This window comes from Streptomyces sp. NBC_00310, from assembly GCF_036208085.1.
Classification (GTDB): domain Bacteria; phylum Actinomycetota; class Actinomycetes; order Streptomycetales; family Streptomycetaceae; genus Streptomyces.
Window position 1 is genome coordinate 3,061,526 of record NZ_CP130714.1, and the last position, 17,005, is coordinate 3,078,530.

Below are 17,005 nucleotides of genomic sequence, written 5' to 3' on the forward strand. Positions count from 1 at the left end.
CCCCTGCCCTGCCGAAACAGAAGCGTGCCGGACACCGGGGCCCCGGGTATCGGGGAAGATCCCCCATGTAGTTGTGCGGCCCCTGTGAAACTGGGGGCTACCCTGTACGCGCCTCGAAGGCGCATTCGAGGGGTGCCCGGCGGGGGATGTCGTACGGGGACGTACGGGGGTTTGCCACGACCATCCCAACAGGGCGCAGGGGGCCTTGAGTTGTCGTCGTTCTCTTCGATGCCGTCGTTCTCTTCGATGCCGTCGTTCTCGTCGATGCCGTCGTTCTCGTCGTTGTCCTCGCCCGCCCTGGTCGGCAGGAAGGCGGAGCGGGAGCTTCTGGCGGCCGCCGTCCGGGCGGCCCGCGACGGGCGGGGCTCGTCGGTGTTCGTGCTGGGCGAGCCCGGGATCGGCAAGTCCCGGCTCGTCGAGGAAGCCGCGTCCGTCGCCGCGGACACCGGATCACGGGTCCTGCGCGGGCGGGCCGCGTCCGCCGGACGCGCGGTGCCGTTGCGTCCGCTGGCGGAGGCCGTGTTCTCGGGGTTAAGGGGCGAGGGAGCTCCCTCGGGCGGCGACCTGGGCCTCTACGAGCCGCTGCTGTCCCGGCTGTGCGGACTGGCACCGCAGGACGGCGCACCGCTCGTCGGGTACGCGGAGGCGGTGCTCCGGCTCCTGCACGTCCTCGGGCGGGACGGCGGCTGCGTCCTGGTGCTGGAGGACCTGCACGACGCGGACGCCGACACGCTCGCCATCGTCGACTATCTGACGGACAACCTCTCCGGTCAGCGGACCGTCCTGCTGGCCACCCTGCGCGGGGAGTCCGGCCCGGCGCTCGACCTCGCCGAGGCCGCCACGTCCCGTCGTACGGCCCGTACGGTCCGCCTCGCCCGCCTCGGGCCGGCCGGCACCGCCGAGCTGGCCGGCCGGTGTCTGGGCCACGACTCCGCCGAGGACGTCCCGGCGGCGGTCCTGGAACGGCTGCACACCGTTTCCGAGGGTGTCCCCTTCGTGGTGGAGGAGCTGCTGCGCGCGATGGTCGACGGCGGCGGTCTCGTCCGGGAAGGCGACTCGCGCTGGACGGTGACCGGTTCGCTCGACGCCGGTGTCCCGGCCGGCGTCGCCGCCGCCGTCCTCCAACGCGTGGACCAGCTGCCGCCGCCCGGCATCGCCCTCCTGGAGGCGGCGGCGGTCCTCGGCAGACGCTTCCCCGTGGACATCGCCGCCCGCGCCGCCGGCCTGGACCACGCCACCGCCCTCACCCAGCTCCGCCACGCGGCGCACGCCCACCTCGTCTCCGGCGCCGCCGCCCCGTCGGACCCCGGCTGGCACAGCTTCCGCCACGCCCTGACCGCCGATGCCATCACCCGCCGGCTGCTCCCACCGGAACGTGCGGCCCTGTGCCTGGCGGCGGCGGACGCGATCGAGGCGGCGAGGGGGGCCGGCCCCGAGGGAGCGAGCTCTCAGGGGGCTGAGAGGGTCGGCCATGACGGGGTGACCGTCGGCGCGGACGACGCGACACACCCGGGCACCCCCGGCACGGCAGACCTCGACACGCCGACCGCGCGGAACACCCGTGGCCCCGAGCCGGTCGGCGTCCCCGATCCGACATGCGCGGAGCCGGACGCCTCCCTCGCGCTCGCCCCGCGCCCCGAACCCGACCCCTCCCTCGCGCTCGCCCGGCCCGCCGAGCCCGACCCCTCCCCCGCGCTCACCCGGCCCGCCCGGCCCCGCGAACCCCGCCCACCGCTCGGCGGAGACGCCGGCGACGACCTGTACCGCCTCGCCGCCGAGCTGTGCGTCGCCGGTGGCCGACCCGCGCGGGCGGCCGTGCTGCTCACGCGGGCCGGTCGGCAGGCGGTCGCGCGGGGTGCGCTGCTGACCGCCGTGGAACTGCTCGACCGGGGCCTGGAGTTGACCGCCGACACGCCGGACGCGCCACCCGAGGCCGTCGCCCGGCTGCTGGAGGAACTGCTCGGCGCACTGGTCCTCACCGGCGACGTGCGGCGCGTACCCGAACTCGGGGACCGGCTGGACCGGGTCCTGACGGTGTGGGGCGCGCCGGCCGGCCGACGGGCGGCGGGCTTTCTGACCCGCGCGCGGGCCGCGGCGACCGCCCAGCAGTGGGAGGAGGGCCTGACCGCCGTACGGCAGGCCAGGGACCTGCTCGGCGACCTGCCCGACCCGGCGTCCCGCGCCGCCCTGGACGCGGTCGCCGCCCACCTGGTGCTCAACTCGCGGCGCCCGGACCGGCTGGAGAGCGCCCGCGCGCTCGCCGAGGGCGCCGTCGCGACCGCCGAGGAGGTGGGACTGCCGGAGGTCGCCTGCAAGGCGCTCACCATGCTCGGGTACTGCCTGCGGCCCCACGACCTCGGCGAGGCGGAGGACGCGTTCGCACGGCTGGTCACCATCGCCGAGGCCCACGCGCTGCCGGTGTGGCGGATCCGTGGCCTGCTGGAACTGGGCGTGCTCGACCGGGTCCGGTTCACCGGCACGGAGCGGCTGCTCGCCGCGCGCGGGGCCGCCGAGGAGACCGGCGCGGTGCTCATGACGGCCTGGGCCGACATGCATCTGACCCTCGCCCATGTGCTGCGCGACGAGCAGGACCGGGCGACGGAGTCCGCGCGCCGGCTCCGGGCGACGGCCCGCAGGCTGCGGCTGCGCGAGGTGGAGCTGATCGGCGCCGGCGTGGAGGGCATCATCGCCGCCTCGCTCGGGGAGCGGGAGAAGCTCGACACCACCCTGCGCACCCTGGAGCGCGCGCTCGCCGGACGGAGCGCCGGGGCGCTGTGGGGCTACGCCGACACCTCCGTGTGGGGCTGGGCCCAGGGCATCTGCTCCCTGCTGCGGGAGGAACCCGACCGTGCGCTGGCCGAGTTCACCGAGGCGGACGGCGTCATGCGGGCACTGCCCAGCACCCGTGGCGTCACCGGCTTCCTCGGCCCGTTCCTGCTGCTGCGCACCCTGCGCGGCGCGACCGACTGGGCCGAACTGGACGGCCCCGGCACCGAACGACTCACCCAGGTCCACTGGGACCGCCCCTTCGCCGGCTGGTCCCGGGCCGTGCTGCTGGGCCGCGAGGGCCGGGCCGCCGAGGCCACCAAGGCGGCGGAGGAGGCGCTGGCCGGGACCGCCGCGATCCCCCTGGCCGCCCATCTCTGTCTGCGTCTGGGCGCCCAGGCCGCACTCGTCGACGGCTGGGGCCGGCCCGTGGAATGGCTGCGCGCCGCCGAGCAGTTCTTCCACGAACGGGGCACGACCCGGGTGTCGGCCGCGTGCCGGGCCCTGCTGCGCGACGCCGGCTCCCCGGTGCCGCGCCGCCGCCAGGGCCACGAGACCATCCCTCGGGAACTGCGGCGCGCGGGGGTGACCGCCCGGGAGTACGAGGTCCTGCGGCTGCTCGGCGCCCGGCTCGGCAACCAGGAGATCGCCGAACACCTCTTCCTCTCCCCTCGCACGGTCGAGAAGCACCTCGCCAGCCTCCGCCACCGCACCGACAGCCCCGACCGGGCCGCCCTGATCACCCTGGCCAAGCGGTACGCCGACTGACGACACGTCACCCCAGGCCGGAAGCCGCCCCGCCCCGGTCGCCGACCGACGAACAACGTACGACCACCTGAACATCGAGCGGATTTCGGACTTCTGTCTTACCCGTGGCCCTACCGATCAGTAATCTCATCGGCCGTGACCAGTCGCAGATCTCACTCCAGCCCCGATTCCCCCGCCCAGCCCACGGGTTCGTCCGCCCCGAGCCGCCGTACGGTCGTCAAGGCGGCCGCGGCCGGAGCCGTCCTCGCGGCACCGTCGGCCGCCGCGTTCCCGGCGAGCGCGGCGGAGCCCCCCGCCTTCCTGCACGGCGTCGCCTCCGGTGATCCGCTGCCCGACGGTGTCCTGCTGTGGACCCGGGTGACGCCCACCGCGGCCGCGATACCCGGCTCCGGTCTCGGCCCGGACGTCGAGGTCGGCTGGACCGTCGCCCTGGACAAGGCGTTCACGAACATCGTCGCCAAGGGCTCGACGACCGCGACCGCCGCCTCCGACCACACCGTCAAGGCGGACGTACGCGGCCTCGCCCCCGCCACGAACTACTGGTTCCGCTTCTCCGCGGGCGGCACCGACACGCCCGCCGCGCGCACCCGCACCGCCCCGGCCGCCGACGCCGCCACCACCACCGGCCTGCGCTTCGGCGTGGTCTCCTGCGCCAACTGGGAGGGCGGTCACTTCGCCGCCTACCGCCATCTCGCCGCGCGTGGCGACCTGGACGCGTGGCTGCACCTCGGCGACTACATCTACGAGTACGGCACCGGCGAGTACGGCACCCGCGACAAGGTCGTCCGGCCGCACGCGCCCACCCACGAGATCGTCTCCCTCGCCGACTACCGCGTCCGGCACGGCCGTTACAAGACCGACCCGGACCTCCAGACCCTGCACGCGGCCGCTCCGGTCGTCGCCATCTGGGACGACCACGAGATCGCCAACGACGCGTGGTCCGGCGGCGCCGAGAACCACACCGAGGGCACCGAGGGCACCTGGGCGGCCCGCCGGTCGGCGGCCAAGCAGGCCTACTTCGAGTGGATGCCGGTGCGGCCGGCGATCGCGGGCACCACCTACCGCCGGCTGCGCTTCGGCAAGCTCGTCGACCTCTCGCTGCTGGACCTGCGGTCCTTCCGCTCGCAGCAGGTGGGGGTCGGCGACGGCGAGGTCGACGACCCGGACCGCACGCTGACCGGCCGGGCCCAGCTCGACTGGCTGAAGGCCGGGTTGAAGTCCTCCGACACGACCTGGCGCCTGGTCGGCAACTCGGTGATGATCGCCCCGTTCGCCCTCGGCAACCTCACCGCCGACCTCTTCGAGCCCCTCGCCGAACTGCTCGGCCTGCCGAAGGAGGGCCTCGCCCTCAACCCCGACCAGTGGGACGGCTACACCGACGACCGCCGCGAACTCCTCGCCCATCTGCGGGAGAACGCCATCCGCAACACGGTCTTCCTCACCGGCGACATCCACATGGCGTGGGCCAACGACGTGCCGGTCAACGCCGGTACGTACCCGCTGTCGGCCTCCGCCGCCACCGAGTTCGTCGTCACGTCGGTCACCTCCGACAACCTCGACGACCTCGTCAAGGCCCCCGAGGGCACCATCTCCGCGCTGGCCTCCCCGCTGATCCGTGCCGCCAACCGGCACGTCCACTGGGTCGACACCGACCGGCACGGCTACGGCGTCCTGGACATCACCGCCGCGCGGGCGCAGATGGACTTCTACGTCCTCTCCGACCGTACGAAGGCCGGCGCGACGTCGTCCTGGGCTCGCTCGTACCGGACGCGGAGCGGGACGCAGAAGGTGGAGCGGACGTACGACCCCGTGTAGGTCCCGCCACAGACTCGGACTTGGACCGGGACCGGGACCGGGACTTGTAGGACCCCGAAGGTCTCAGAGGGAGTCGAGGAAGCCGAGGGCCACCCGCCAGGTGGCCTCGGCGGCCTCCTCGTCGTAGTCGGGCAGGTCGGGGTCGGTGTAGAGGTGCCCGGCGCCGGCGTATCGGTAGACCTCGACGTCGGCGCCGGCCTTGCGCATCTGCAGGTACCAGGCGCTCAGCCAGTCGTCCGGCTCGAAGGGGTCGGGTCCGGCGACGTGCAGTTGGACGGGCAGGTCGTCCACGGAGGCGGTGGCGGCGATGTCCGACGTGCCGTGCAGGAGCAGCAGTCCGCGCGCGTTCTTGTCGCCCAGGGCCAGGGTCTGCGCGGTCGCCGCGCCCAGGGAGAACCCGGCGTAGACCAGGCCGCGCTCCGAGTAGGGGGCGGCGGCCAGGACCGCCCGCTTGAGCAGTTCCTCCCTGCCCAGTTCCTCGTTGAAGGCCATGCCCTCCTCGACCGTGTCGAACGTCCGGCCGTCGAAGAGGTCGGGGGTCCACACCTCGTGTCCGGCGGCGCGCAGCCGGTCCGCGGCCTGACGCACCGCGGGCCGCAGGCCGTAGGTCGAGTGGAACAGCATGATGTTCATGAGGCCATGGTGCCAGCCGGGTCCGACAACGGGCCCGGGCGCCCGTACCCCGAGGGCGGCAGAAGTCACATGTTCATGACCCCGTGTGGCCGGTTACGTTCGAAGGCATGGAGAATCTACTCCGCCCATTGATCGTCATCGGTGGCTCGGTCGTCCTCACGCTGCTCATCGGCTGGACGACCGACCTGCTGCTGCGCAAGGCGGACCAGCGGCACCACGAGACAGCTCTGTGGGGCCTGCTGCGCCGCGGCCGCATCCCCTACCAGCTGGTCCTGTGCGCGGCCTTCCTCAGAGCCTCCTACGACGAGGCGCAACTGCTCGAACAGCACCGGACCGCCGTCGGCCGCACCCTGACGCTGGTGCTGATCGGTGCGACGGCCTGGCTGGTGATCCGGATCGCGGGCGCGATCGTGGAGACGACGTACAGCCGTTACGCCCGCGCCCATCGGGATCCGGCCCGGGTGCGCCGGGTGCGGACCCAGGTGACGCTGATCATGCGGGTCGTCTCGGCGATCGTCGGTGTGGTGGCCGTGGCCTCGATGCTGCTGACCTTCCCGGCGATGCGCGCGGCCGGCACCTCGCTGCTGGCCTCGGCCGGACTCCTGGGCATCGTCGCCGGTATCGCCGCGCAGTCCACGCTGAGCAACCTCTTCGCGGGGCTGCAGATCGCCTTCGGCGACATGGTCCGCCTCGGTGACGTGGTCGTGGTGGAGGGCGAGTGGGGCACGGTCGACGAGATCACCCTCACCTTCCTGACGGTCCGCACGTGGGACGAGCGCCGCATCACGATGCCGGTTTCGTACTTCACCTCGAAGCCCTTCGAGAACTGGTCCCGCGGCGGCGCCCAGATGACCGGCACGATCTTCCTCCACGTCGACCATGCCGCGCCGCTGCCCGCGATGCGCGACCGGCTCCGGGACATCCTCCGTTCCTGCCCCGCCTGGGACGGCCGCCACTACGACCTGACCGTCACCGACTCGACCCCCTCCACCATGGAGGTCCGCGCCCTGGTCACCGCCAAGGACCCGGACGACCTGTGGACCGTCCGCGTCACCGTGCGCGAACAACTGATCCACTGGCTCACCGAGACCCACCCGTACGCCCTCCCCCGCGTCAACACCGCCGACGCGATCCTTCCCCCGACCCACCCCCACGCCCACACGGACGGCCTGGTCCCCCGCGCCGCGCGGAGCCGCGTCCACGAACCGCCGAGGTCGACGGACAGGGGGTAGGCCGACGCACCCGCGGCCCCGGGCACGCTGCTCGTGCCCGGGGCCGCGCGCGGGCCTCCGGCAGCCGCCGGGAGGGCGGACCGACTCCCGATGGCACTGCGGCGGCCACCGAGGCCACAGGTCTCGGCAGAGCCGTGGTGGCCGCGTTCCGCCCCCGGCGACCCGCACGCTCCGCGCGGTGCCGTGTCCGACGCCGGGTGACGCGAGCCACTCCGGCGCCGGGTGACGCGAGCCACTCCGGCGGCGGGTCGGCGACATCCGCCGACCTACCGCCCGGTCCCGCCCGGTCCCGTCCCGTCCCGTCGAGGTCCCCGCGAGGAGCCGGGGCCACCGCGCCTTCTCGACCGGACCACCGAAGCACCCGGTGCCCGCTGCCTGTCCAGGCGTCACGCCATTCACCGTGCCCCGCACGGCCCGAACCCCCGCGCGCGCAGCCGTCAACGACGATCAACCCTCACCGGAGACACGCGCATCTCCGCCCAGGAGCAACGGCCGACGTCCGGGCGGGCGGCCAACACCCCACACCCGCCACCGACGATCAGCCCCACAAAAGACCCGCACCCCTACACCAAGAGGCAACGGGCGGCGCGCGGGTGGGCGAGCGTCGGCCCGTTCAGCGAAGGCTGCGCACATCCAGGTGCCGCAACACCCGATCCACCACCTCGGGGTCCGCCCCCGGCTCACTCCGCGCGGCCAGCACCTCATGCCGAGCCGCGCTCAACATCTCCCCCTGGATCCGCCGCAACTTGCGAAGCCGCCGCACCCGCTGCTCATGCCCCTCGCGCCGCTCCTCCTCCCCCACCTCCGGACTGATCCGCACCCCGATCTCGAAGGCCCGCCGCAGCAACCGCTCGGACATCTCCTCCGGCAGCTCCTCGACCTCCTCGATCTCCTTGAGCCGCCGCTTCGCCGCCTTGGCCGCCCGCACGGCCAACGCCTTCTCGAAGTCCTTCTCGATCCCTTCGTCCGCCCGCACCCCCAACCGCCGCACCAGCCACGGCAGGGTCAGCCCCTGAAGCACCAGCGTCGCCATGATCACCCCGAACGCGATGAACACGATCTCGTCCCGGTCGGGAAACGGCCCCCCACCGTCCGTCTCCAGCGGAATCGCCAGGGCCAGCGCCACGGACGCCACCCCCCGCATCCCCGACCACCACATCACCACGGTCTCGCGCCACGACATCGGGATCTCCTCGTCGTAGTCCCGCTTCGCGTGCAGCCGCCGCGCGAGCCACGTGGCCGGCAGCAACCAGACCAGCCGTACGAGCACGACGACGGCCACGATCGCCGCCGCCCAGCCGAGCATCTCGCCCCACCGCCCGGACGCCGTCCGGATCGCGTTGTGCAGCTCCAGCCCGATCAGCCCGAAGGCGACACCGGTGACCAGCGTGTCGACGACGTCCCAGACGGTGTGCCCGGCGAGCCGCGTGAGGACGTCGTCCGCACCGAGCGCGTACTCCGCGAGGAACAACGCGGTCGTCAGCACCGCGAGCACCCCGGACCCGTGCAGTTCCTCGGCCATCACGTACGACGCGTACGGCACGAGCAGGGTCAGCCCGATCTGCAGCGTCGCGTCCTCCAGGAAGTCCATCAGCTTGTTGGCGGCCCAGCCGAGCGCCAGCCCCACCGCGACGGCGACGACGGCCGACAGCACGAGCTGGAGCGCGGCGCGGGGCCAGGAGAAGGATCCGCTGACGGCGGCGGCGATGGCCACGTGGTAGAGCACGATGGCCGTGACGTCGTTGAAGAGGCCCTCGCCCTCAAGTATCGACACCAGTCGGCGCGGCAGCCCGAGCTGTCCCGCCACGGCCGTCGCCGCCACGGGGTCGGGCGGCGCGACGAGCGCGCCGAGCGCCACGGCCGCCGCGATGGGGAGTCCGGGCACGATCGCGTTCGCCACGGCGGCCACCGCGGCGGTGGTCACGAACACCAGCGCCACGGCCAGCAGGAGGATCGGCCGCAGATTGGCCGTGAACTGCCGCCAGGACGTCCGCCGCACCGCCGCGTACAGCAGCGGCGGCAACAGCAGCGGCAGGATGAGCTCCGGCGGGATCTCCACATTGGGCACGAACCCCGGCACGGCGAGCGCGATCCCCAGCAACGTCATCAGCACCGGCGCCGGCAGCTTGAGCCGCTCCCCCACCGGCACACTGACCACGGCCCCGACCAGCAACACGAAAAACAGGGCCAACTGATCCACGCTCAGCACTCCGGACGGACCTAGACGCTCACCTCAACAGCCCCCAGCCTGCCACGCCCCGCCCGCCACACCCGTGCCCCCTGTCCGCCGCGACAGCGAGCAACCAGGGCCGCGCCGCCCGGCGGTGTCCGGCGGTGTCCGGCGGCAGTCACACGCCCGGCCCCGGCCCCGGCCCGTTCCCCGCCCTACACACTCCGCCGCATCGCCCGATGAGGTATCCCCGCGTCCAGGAACTCCGCCCCGTACGCCACATACCCCAGCCGCTCGTAGAACCCCAGCGCATGCGTCTGCGCCCCCAGGTCCACCGCGGTCAGTCCCCGCGCCCGCGCCGCCTCCTCGACGGCCCGCACCAGCGCGACCCCGACGCCCAGCCCCCGGGCCGCCCGCACGACCGCGAGCCGTCCCAGGGACCCCACACCGGGAGCCCCACCGGTCTTTCCGGCGGCGGCCGCCCCGTGGAGCAGCCGTCCGGCGCCGAGAGGCACCCCGTCGTCCCGTACGGCGAGCACATGCACGGCCCCGGCGTCGTACGCGTCGTACTCCAGGTCCTCCGGCACCCCCTGCTCGACGACGAAGACCTCCTTGCGCACCGCGAAACACGCCTCACGGTCAACCGGGTCATCGGCGACGCGCACCCCGTAGGACACCGGCCCGGGACTCACGCGTACGTCTCCTCCCGCACCTTGTCGAGGGCCTTCTGCAGATCCGCGGGGTACTCGCTCTCGAACTCGACCCAGCTCCCGTCCCCGGGGTGCTCGAAGCCGAGCCGCATGGCGTGCAGCCACTGGCGGGTGATGCCGAGCCGCTTGGCGAGCGTCGGGTCGGCGCCGTACGTCAGATCGCCGACGCACGGGTGCCGGTGGGCGGACATGTGGACGCGGATCTGGTGGGTGCGCCCGGTCTCCAGCTTGATGTCGAGCAGCGAGGCGGCCCGGAACGCCTCGATCAGGTCGTAGTGCGTGACCGACGGCTTGCCCTCGGCGGTGACGGCCCACTTGTAGTCGTGGGTGGGGTGCCGTCCGATGGGCGCGTCGATGGTGCCGCTCGTGGGGTCGGGGTGGCCCTGGACCAGCGCGTGGTACCGCTTGTCGACGGTCCGCTCCTTGAACTGGCGCTTCAGGGACGTGTACGCGTACTCCGACTTGGCGACGACCATGAGGCCCGAGGTGCCCACGTCCAGCCGGTGCACGATGCCCTGGCGCTCGGCGGCGCCGGACGTCGAGATCCGGTAGCCGGCGGCGGCGAGCCCGCCGATGACGGTCGGCCCGGACCAGCCGGGGCTGGGGTGCGCGGCCACGCCGACCGGCTTGCCGATCACGACCACGTCATCGTCGTCGTGCACGATCTCCATGCCCTCGACCGGCTCGGCGACGATCTGCACCGGCGCGGGCGCCTGCGGCATCTCGACCTCCAGCCAGGCCCCGCCGTGCACCCGCTCCGACTTGCCGACCACCGACCCGTCGACCGTGACCTTCCCCGCGGCGGCGAGCTCGGCCGCCTTGGTACGGGAGAAGCCGAACATGCGGGAGATGGCGGCGTCTACACGCTCGCCCTCCAGGCCGTCGGGCACGGGCAGGTTGCGGATCTCGGGAATCGTGCTCACCCGACGAGTATGCCGGACCGCCGCGACACGCCCGACCGCCCCTGTGGAAAACCCCGCGGCCCCGACCGTCGGCCGTGCGCCCTCAGCCCTTGTGGACGGTCCCGTCCGGGTCGAGCCCCCGGAACGACAGCAGCACGATCAGGATGCCGCCGCACACGATGGCCGAATCCGCGAGGTTGAACACCGCGAAGCCCTTGGGCGCGATGAAGTCGACGACCGCACCCTCGAAGACACCCGGCGCCCGGAAGATCCGGTCGGTGAGGTTGCCCAGCGCACCGCCGAGCAGCAGGCCGAGCGCGATGGCCCAGGGCAGGCTGTAGAGCTTGCGGGCGAGCCGGGCGATCACCACGATCACGATCGTCGCGATCACCGTGAAGATGATCGTGAAGGCCTCGCCGAAGCCGAAGGCCGCGCCCGCGTTGCGGATCGCCTCGAACTTCAGCCAGTCCCCGATGATCTCGATCGGCTCGTGGTGCTCCAGCTTCGCGACCACGATCATCTTGCTGACCAGGTCGAGCGCGTACGCCAGCGCGGCGACCCCGAACAGCACGGCGATCCGGCGCTTGCCGCGCGGCTGCGCGGCCGCGTCGGCCTGCGCCGTCACGGCACCGTTGTCGCCGTCGGACTGCTCCGGGTCGGCCCCCGCCGCGTCTGGAATGTCCGGCGTACCGATGATGCGCTCCGCCTCTGCCACGTGAGTCCCTCAACCTAGGTTCCTGACTGAGGACAAAGGTACGACACGACCTCCGCGGACCAGGGGCTCAGGCGAAGATCGCTAGCGGCGTTCCTGCTTCTGCTTGCACTCCACACAGAGCGTCGCCCGGGGGAAAGCCTGCATCCGTGCCTTTCCGATCGGATTGCCGCAGTTCTCGCAGAGCCCGTACGTGCCCGAGGCGAGCCGGTCCAGGGCGCGCTCGGTCTGGTCGAGCATCTCGCGCGCGTTGTGGGCGAGCGACAGCTCGTGCTCACGCGTGATGTTCTTCGCCCCGGTGTCGGCCTGATCGTCGCCCGCACCGTCCCCGGAGTCCCGCATCAGGCCCGTGAGCGACCGCTCGGAGGCCTCCAGCTCGGCCCGTAGGCGCATGGCCTCGGACTGCAGCTCCGTCCGGGCCTCGGCGACCTCGTCCGGGCTCCAGGGGTCCTCTCCGGGACGTACCGCGAGCTCGCCGGGCTCCACCGCGGCGGGCCGTGCCTTGGGGACGGCGGTGGGCTTCTTCTTCGCCGCCGTAGCCGTACCAGGAGTGTTCTTCGCAACCACCGTCGTGGCTCCCGTCGTCTCGGCGGCCTCGGCCGCGCCCGCCTTCTTGACCGTGCTCTTCTTCGCGGAGGGGCTCTTCGCCGTGCTCCGCGTCGTGCTCTTCCCGACCGCGCTCTTCACGGAAGCGCTCTTCCCGGCGCCGCCCCGCGCGGCACCGCGTCTCCCGGCCGCGGCCTCCTCCGCCACCGCCTTCTCGTCCGTCGTCGTCTTCCCGGCTGTCGTCGCCTTCTTGGCCCCGGTCTTCTTGACGGCCGTCTTCCCGACGGCCGTCTTCCTGACGACCGCCGTCTCGGTCGCGGCCTTCTTGGCCACCGCCTTCTTCGCCACCCTCTTCTGGCCGGCCGCCTTCACCGCCGCGGCCTTCCGGCCCTCGTCTCCGCCGCCGGAGGCCACCGTGGATCTGCCGGATGCCGACTGCTGTACGGCGGTCTTCTTCGCCACCATGGCCGCGGCCCCTTCACATATTGTGATCTTGCACGCGAATCGTGCTGGGACGATAAATCGACCTGAGTCCCGCGGCAACGGGGCAGACCACCCATTCCACCCGTCTCGCGACCGTCGCGCGACGAGCCTGCAAGCGTTGTGCCCAGCTCCCCGCCGGGTATTCCGCCATCCCGCACGTCCCAGGATCCGGACGCCCGACCCGATCCATTCGGGTCACCCCGCAGGTCATCGCACTCCCGGCCGACACCCCCGCCCGAAGCCCCGCCGTGCCCCTTCCACGGCCCCTTCCACGGCCGCCGGAAAAGCGGTCGGCCGCTGTCCGTGCGGCGCCGTACACTGGGCGGAGCGAGAAGCGTGGATGGGGACGAGTAGCGTCGTACGCAGCCCAGAGCGACCCGGGGACGGTGGAAGCCCGGGGGCGAGCGCGATGTGAAGATCACCCCGGAGCCGCCGGAAGAAAGCCGCAGTCCGTGAGGCGCGGCGAGTAGAACCGGTATCGCGACCCCAATGAGGGGGCTCACCGGCGCGTACGGCGCACAGGAGAGCCAAGGAGGGTGGTACCGCGGGAGCGCGCCGCACACGGCGTACGAAGGATCGAAGCTCTCGTCCCTCCGACGGAAGGCAGCAAGTCCGTTGGAGGAAGCCCGCTCATGACAGAGCCGACGTACCGCCAGGTGCCCGCCCAGGTCGATCTGCCCGCGCTCGAGCACGCGGTGCTCGACTTCTGGAGCGAGCAGAAGATCTTCGCCAAGAGCCTGGAGCAGTCCGAGGGCCGCCCCGAGTGGGTGTTCTACGAGGGCCCGCCCACCGCCAACGGCATGCCGGGCGCCCACCACATCGAGGCGCGCGTCTTCAAGGACGTCTTCCCCCGCTTCCGCACGATGCGCGGCTACCACGTGGCCCGCAAGGCCGGCTGGGACTGTCACGGCCTCCCCGTGGAGCTGGCCGTCGAGAAGGAACTCGGCTTCAACGGCAAGAAGGACATCGAGGCGTACGGCATCGCCGAATTCAACGCCAAGTGCCGCGACTCCGTGACCCGGCACACCGACGCCTTCACCGACCTGACGACCCGCATGGGCTACTGGGTCGACCTCGACGACGCCTACCGGACCATGGACCCCGAGTACGTGGAGTCCGTCTGGTGGTCGCTCAAGGAGATCTTCGACAAGGGGCTGCTGGTCCAGGACCACCGCGTCGCCCCCTGGTGCCCCCGCTGCGGCACCGGCCTGTCGGACCACGAGCTGGCGCAGGGCTACGAGACGGTCGTCGACCCCTCGGTGTACGTCCGTTTCCCGCTCACCTCCGGTCCGCTCGCCGGTGAGGCCGCGCTCCTGGTGTGGACGACCACGCCGTGGACGCTGGTGTCCAACACCGCGGTCGCCGCCCACCCCGAGGTCACCTACGTGGTCGCCACGGACGGCACGGAGAAGCTCGTCGTCGCCGAGCCGCTCGTCGCCAAGGCGCTCGGCGAGGGCTGGGAGACCACCGGCCAGACCTTCACCGGCGCCGAAATGGAGCGCTGGACCTATCAACGTCCGTTCGAGCTCGTGGAGTTCCCCGCGCCCGCCCATTTCGTGGTGAACGCCGAATACGTGACGACCGAGGACGGTACGGGTCTGGTCCACCAGTCCCCCGCCTTCGGTGAGGACGACCTCAGGGTCTGCCGCGCGTACGGCCTGCCCGTGGTGAACCCCGTGCGCCCGGACGGCACCTTCGAGGAGGACGTCCCCCTCGTCGGCGGCGTCTTCTTCAAGAAGGCGGACGAACAGCTCACCGAGGACCTCCAGCAGCGCGGCCTGCTCTTCAAGCACATCCCGTACGAGCACAGCTACCCCCACTGCTGGCGCTGCCACACCGCGCTCCTCTACTACGCGCAGCCGTCCTGGTACATCCGCACCACCGCCGTCAAGGACCGCCTCCTCCAGGAGAACGAGAAGACCAACTGGTTCCCGGACTCGGTGAAGCACGGCCGCTTCGGCGACTGGCTGAACAACAACATCGACTGGGCGCTCTCCCGCAGCCGCTACTGGGGCACCCCGCTGCCGATCTGGCGCTGCGAGGAGGGCCACCTCACCTGCGTGGGCTCCCGCGAGGAGCTGACGCGGCTCTCCGGCACCGACCAGTCCCAGCTGGACCCGCACCGCCCGTTCATCGACGCGGTCACCTTCACCTGCCCCCAGGACGGCTGCGACAGCACCGCCACGCGCGTCCCGGAGGTCATCGACGCCTGGTACGACTCGGGCTCGATGCCGTTCGCGCAGTGGGGCTACCCGCACAAGAACAAGGAACTCTTCGAGTCCCGCTACCCGGCGCAGTTCATCAGCGAGGCCATCGACCAGACCCGCGGCTGGTTCTACACGCTGATGGCCGTCGGCACCCTGGTCTTCGACAGGTCCTCCTACGAGAACGTCGTGTGCCTCGGCCACATCCTCGCCGAGGACGGCCGCAAGATGTCCAAGCACCTGGGCAACACCCTGGAGCCGATCCCGCTGATGGACCAGCACGGCGCCGACGCCGTCCGCTGGTTCATGGCGGCCGGCGGCTCCCCGTGGGCGGCCCGCCGCGTGGGCCACGGCACCATCCAGGAGGTCGTCCGCAAGACGCTCCTCACGTACTGGAACACGGTCGCCTTCCAGGCCCTCTACGCCCGCACGTCCGACTGGGCGCCCAGCGCGGCGGACCCGGCCCCGGCCGACCGCCCGGTCCTGGACCGCTGGCTGCTGTCCGAGCTCCACGCCCTCACCGACCAGGTGACCCAGTCCCTGGAGGCCTACGACACCCAGCGCGCCGGCAAGCTCCTCTCGGCGTTCGTCGACGACCTGTCCAACTGGTACGTACGCCGGTCGCGCCGTCGCTTCTGGCAGGGCGACAAGGCCGCGCTGCGCACCCTGCACGAGGTCGTCGAGACGGTCACGAAGCTGATGGCCCCGCTGACCCCGTTCATCACCGAGCGGGTCTGGCAGGACCTGGTCGTGCCGGTCTCCCCGGGTGCCCCCGAGTCGGTGCACCTGGCCGCCTGGCCGGAGGCCGACCTCTCCGCGATCGACCCCGAGCTGTCGAAGCAGATGGTCCTCGTCCGCCGCCTGGTGGAGCTGGGCCGCGCCACGCGCGCGGAGTCGGGCGTCAAGACCCGCCAGCCCCTCGCGCGCGCCCTGGTGGCCGCCACGGGCTTCGACTCCCTCGACCCCGCACTGCACGCACAGATCACGGAGGAGCTGAACGTCAGCTCGCTCGCCTCGCTCTCCGAGGTCGGCGGCTCGCTGGTGGACACCACCGCCAAGGCCAATTTCCGCGCCTTGGGCAAGCGATTCGGCAAGCGCGTCCAGGACGTCGCCAAGGCCGTGGCGGGCGCCGACGCGGCCGCCCTGTCCCTCGCCCTGCGCGCGGGCACGGCCTCGGTCGAGGTCGACGGCGAGACCATCACCCTCGCCCCCGACGAGGTCATCATCACGGAGACCCCGCGCGAGGGCTGGTCGGTGGCCTCCGACTCGGGCGCGACGGTGGCACTGGACCTGGAGATCACGGAGGAGCTGCGTCAGGCGGGACTGGCCCGTGACGCGATCCGCCTGATCCAGGAGGCCCGCAAGAACAGCGGCCTCGACGTCGCCGACCGCATCGCCCTCCGCTGGACGGCCACGGACCCGGCGGTGGCCGCGGCCCTGACCGAGCACGCGGCCCTGATCGCGGACGAGGTCCTGGCCACGGACTTCGCCTCCGGCGAGGCCGACGACACCTACGGCACACCCTTCACCGACGAAGGCCTGGCCCTGGCTTTCCGGCTGCGTAAGGCATAACCGCCGCCTCTGCCGAGAAAGGCCGTCCAGAAACCGCGGACGGTACATGGCTGATCGCGCGGTTCCCCGCGCCTCTGATGGGGCCCGCGCCTCTGATGGGGCCCGCGCCTCTGATGGGGCCCGCGCCTCTGACTGGGGCCCGCGCCTCTGACGGGGCGCGGGCCCCATAGCGCCTCAGCCACCCCGGCTGCCCAGCCGCCCTGGCTTCGGGCAGTCGTGCGCCAGGGGCGGCACGGGTGGGCGCAGCGGCACCCGATGAGCGCCGGCAAGCGCCTCGCACCCCCGCCCGGCCACACCCGCCGGGCACCCGGAAGGCCTGGGGCACCGAAAAGATTCGGCGCCCCAGGCCTTCGGCGTTGCGTACGCCACACATCAGCGCCCATCCCCGAACAAGCACCCCACAAGCCCCGTCCGCGCACGGCAAAGGGCGGGGCCCCGGATGGAAAATCCGGGGCCCCGCCCTGAACGCTGCCGACGCCTACGGCGTACCAG

Annotated in this window: 10 protein-coding genes; 4 read left to right on the plus strand and 6 right to left on the minus strand. The window is 72.5% G+C overall.

Annotation, left to right across the window (positions count from 1 at the left end; translation table 11 throughout):
* Nucleotides 1-228 precede the first annotated feature (228 nt).
* A complete protein-coding gene (locus OG202_RS13500; RefSeq protein WP_328222796.1) occupies nt 229-3,534 on the plus strand; it encodes a helix-turn-helix transcriptional regulator in 3,306 nt (1,101 codons plus the stop codon).
* Between the two features lie 135 nt (nt 3,535-3,669).
* Nucleotides 3,670-5,349: an alkaline phosphatase D family protein gene (locus OG202_RS13505; RefSeq protein ID WP_327730171.1), complete on the plus strand. Its 1,680-nt coding sequence runs from the start codon at nt 3,670-3,672 to the stop codon at nt 5,347-5,349.
* Nucleotides 5,350-5,412: 63 nt separating this feature from the next.
* Here the strand turns inward: OG202_RS13505 and OG202_RS13510 are convergent, their stop codons facing one another.
* The gene (locus tag OG202_RS13510) at nt 5,413-5,982 is read right to left on the minus strand and encodes a dienelactone hydrolase family protein (protein WP_326583459.1); all 570 of its coding nucleotides are present in this window, start codon (nt 5,980-5,982) and stop codon (nt 5,413-5,415) included.
* A 107-nt stretch (nt 5,983-6,089) separates the two neighbouring features.
* Between OG202_RS13510 and OG202_RS13515 the strand changes: the two genes are divergently transcribed.
* Nucleotides 6,090-7,214, plus strand: coding sequence for a mechanosensitive ion channel family protein (locus OG202_RS13515; protein WP_326583458.1), 1,125 nt, complete (start codon nt 6,090-6,092; stop codon nt 7,212-7,214).
* A gap of 613 nt (nt 7,215-7,827) precedes the next feature.
* Here OG202_RS13515 and OG202_RS13520 read toward each other — a convergent pair.
* From OG202_RS13520 to OG202_RS13540, 5 genes are all read right to left on the minus strand, one after another.
* Complete coding sequence (locus OG202_RS13520) at nt 7,828-9,414, minus strand: Na+/H+ antiporter (RefSeq protein WP_326583457.1); 1,587 nt, start codon at nt 9,412-9,414, stop codon at nt 7,828-7,830.
* A 185-nt stretch (nt 9,415-9,599) separates the two neighbouring features.
* Nucleotides 9,600-10,076 carry a GNAT family N-acetyltransferase gene (locus OG202_RS13525; protein ID WP_328222797.1) on the minus strand — a complete coding sequence of 159 codons (477 nt, stop codon included), beginning with the start codon at nt 10,074-10,076 and terminating at the stop codon, nt 9,600-9,602.
* Nucleotides 10,073-11,017, minus strand: coding sequence for an RluA family pseudouridine synthase (locus tag OG202_RS13530; RefSeq protein WP_327730169.1), 945 nt, complete (start codon nt 11,015-11,017; stop codon nt 10,073-10,075). Before OG202_RS13530 ends, OG202_RS13525 begins: the two co-directional genes overlap by 4 nt.
* Nucleotides 11,018-11,099: 82 nt before the next feature.
* Nucleotides 11,100-11,711, minus strand: coding sequence for a signal peptidase II (gene lspA / locus OG202_RS13535; RefSeq protein ID WP_326583454.1), 612 nt, complete (start codon nt 11,709-11,711; stop codon nt 11,100-11,102).
* Between the two features lie 81 nt (nt 11,712-11,792).
* On the minus strand, nt 11,793-12,719 hold the full coding sequence (locus OG202_RS13540; protein WP_327730168.1) for a TraR/DksA family transcriptional regulator: 927 nt from the start codon (nt 12,717-12,719) through the stop codon (nt 11,793-11,795).
* Nucleotides 12,720-13,369: 650 nt separating this feature from the next.
* On the opposite strand from OG202_RS13540, the gene ileS reads away from it, so the two are divergent.
* On the plus strand, nt 13,370-16,513 hold the full coding sequence (gene ileS, locus OG202_RS13545; protein ID WP_328222798.1) for an isoleucine--tRNA ligase: 3,144 nt from the start codon (nt 13,370-13,372) through the stop codon (nt 16,511-16,513).
* Nucleotides 16,514-17,005: the final 492 nt, after the last annotated feature.

What these genes read in the sequence shown, in the direction of transcription:
- OG202_RS13500 (WP_328222796.1), top strand. Translation starts at nt 229, where the DNA reads ATGCCGTCGTTCTCTTCGATGCCGTCGTTCTCGTCGATGCCGTCGTTC.
- OG202_RS13510 (WP_326583459.1), bottom strand. Translation starts at nt 5,982, where the DNA reads ATGAACATCATGCTGTTCCACTCGACCTACGGCCTGCGGCCCGCGGTG.
- OG202_RS13515 (WP_326583458.1), top strand. Translation starts at nt 6,090, where the DNA reads ATGGAGAATCTACTCCGCCCATTGATCGTCATCGGTGGCTCGGTCGTC.
- OG202_RS13540 (WP_327730168.1), bottom strand. Translation starts at nt 12,719, where the DNA reads ATGGTGGCGAAGAAGACCGCCGTACAGCAGTCGGCATCCGGCAGATCC.
- ileS (WP_328222798.1), top strand. Translation starts at nt 13,370, where the DNA reads ATGACAGAGCCGACGTACCGCCAGGTGCCCGCCCAGGTCGATCTGCCC.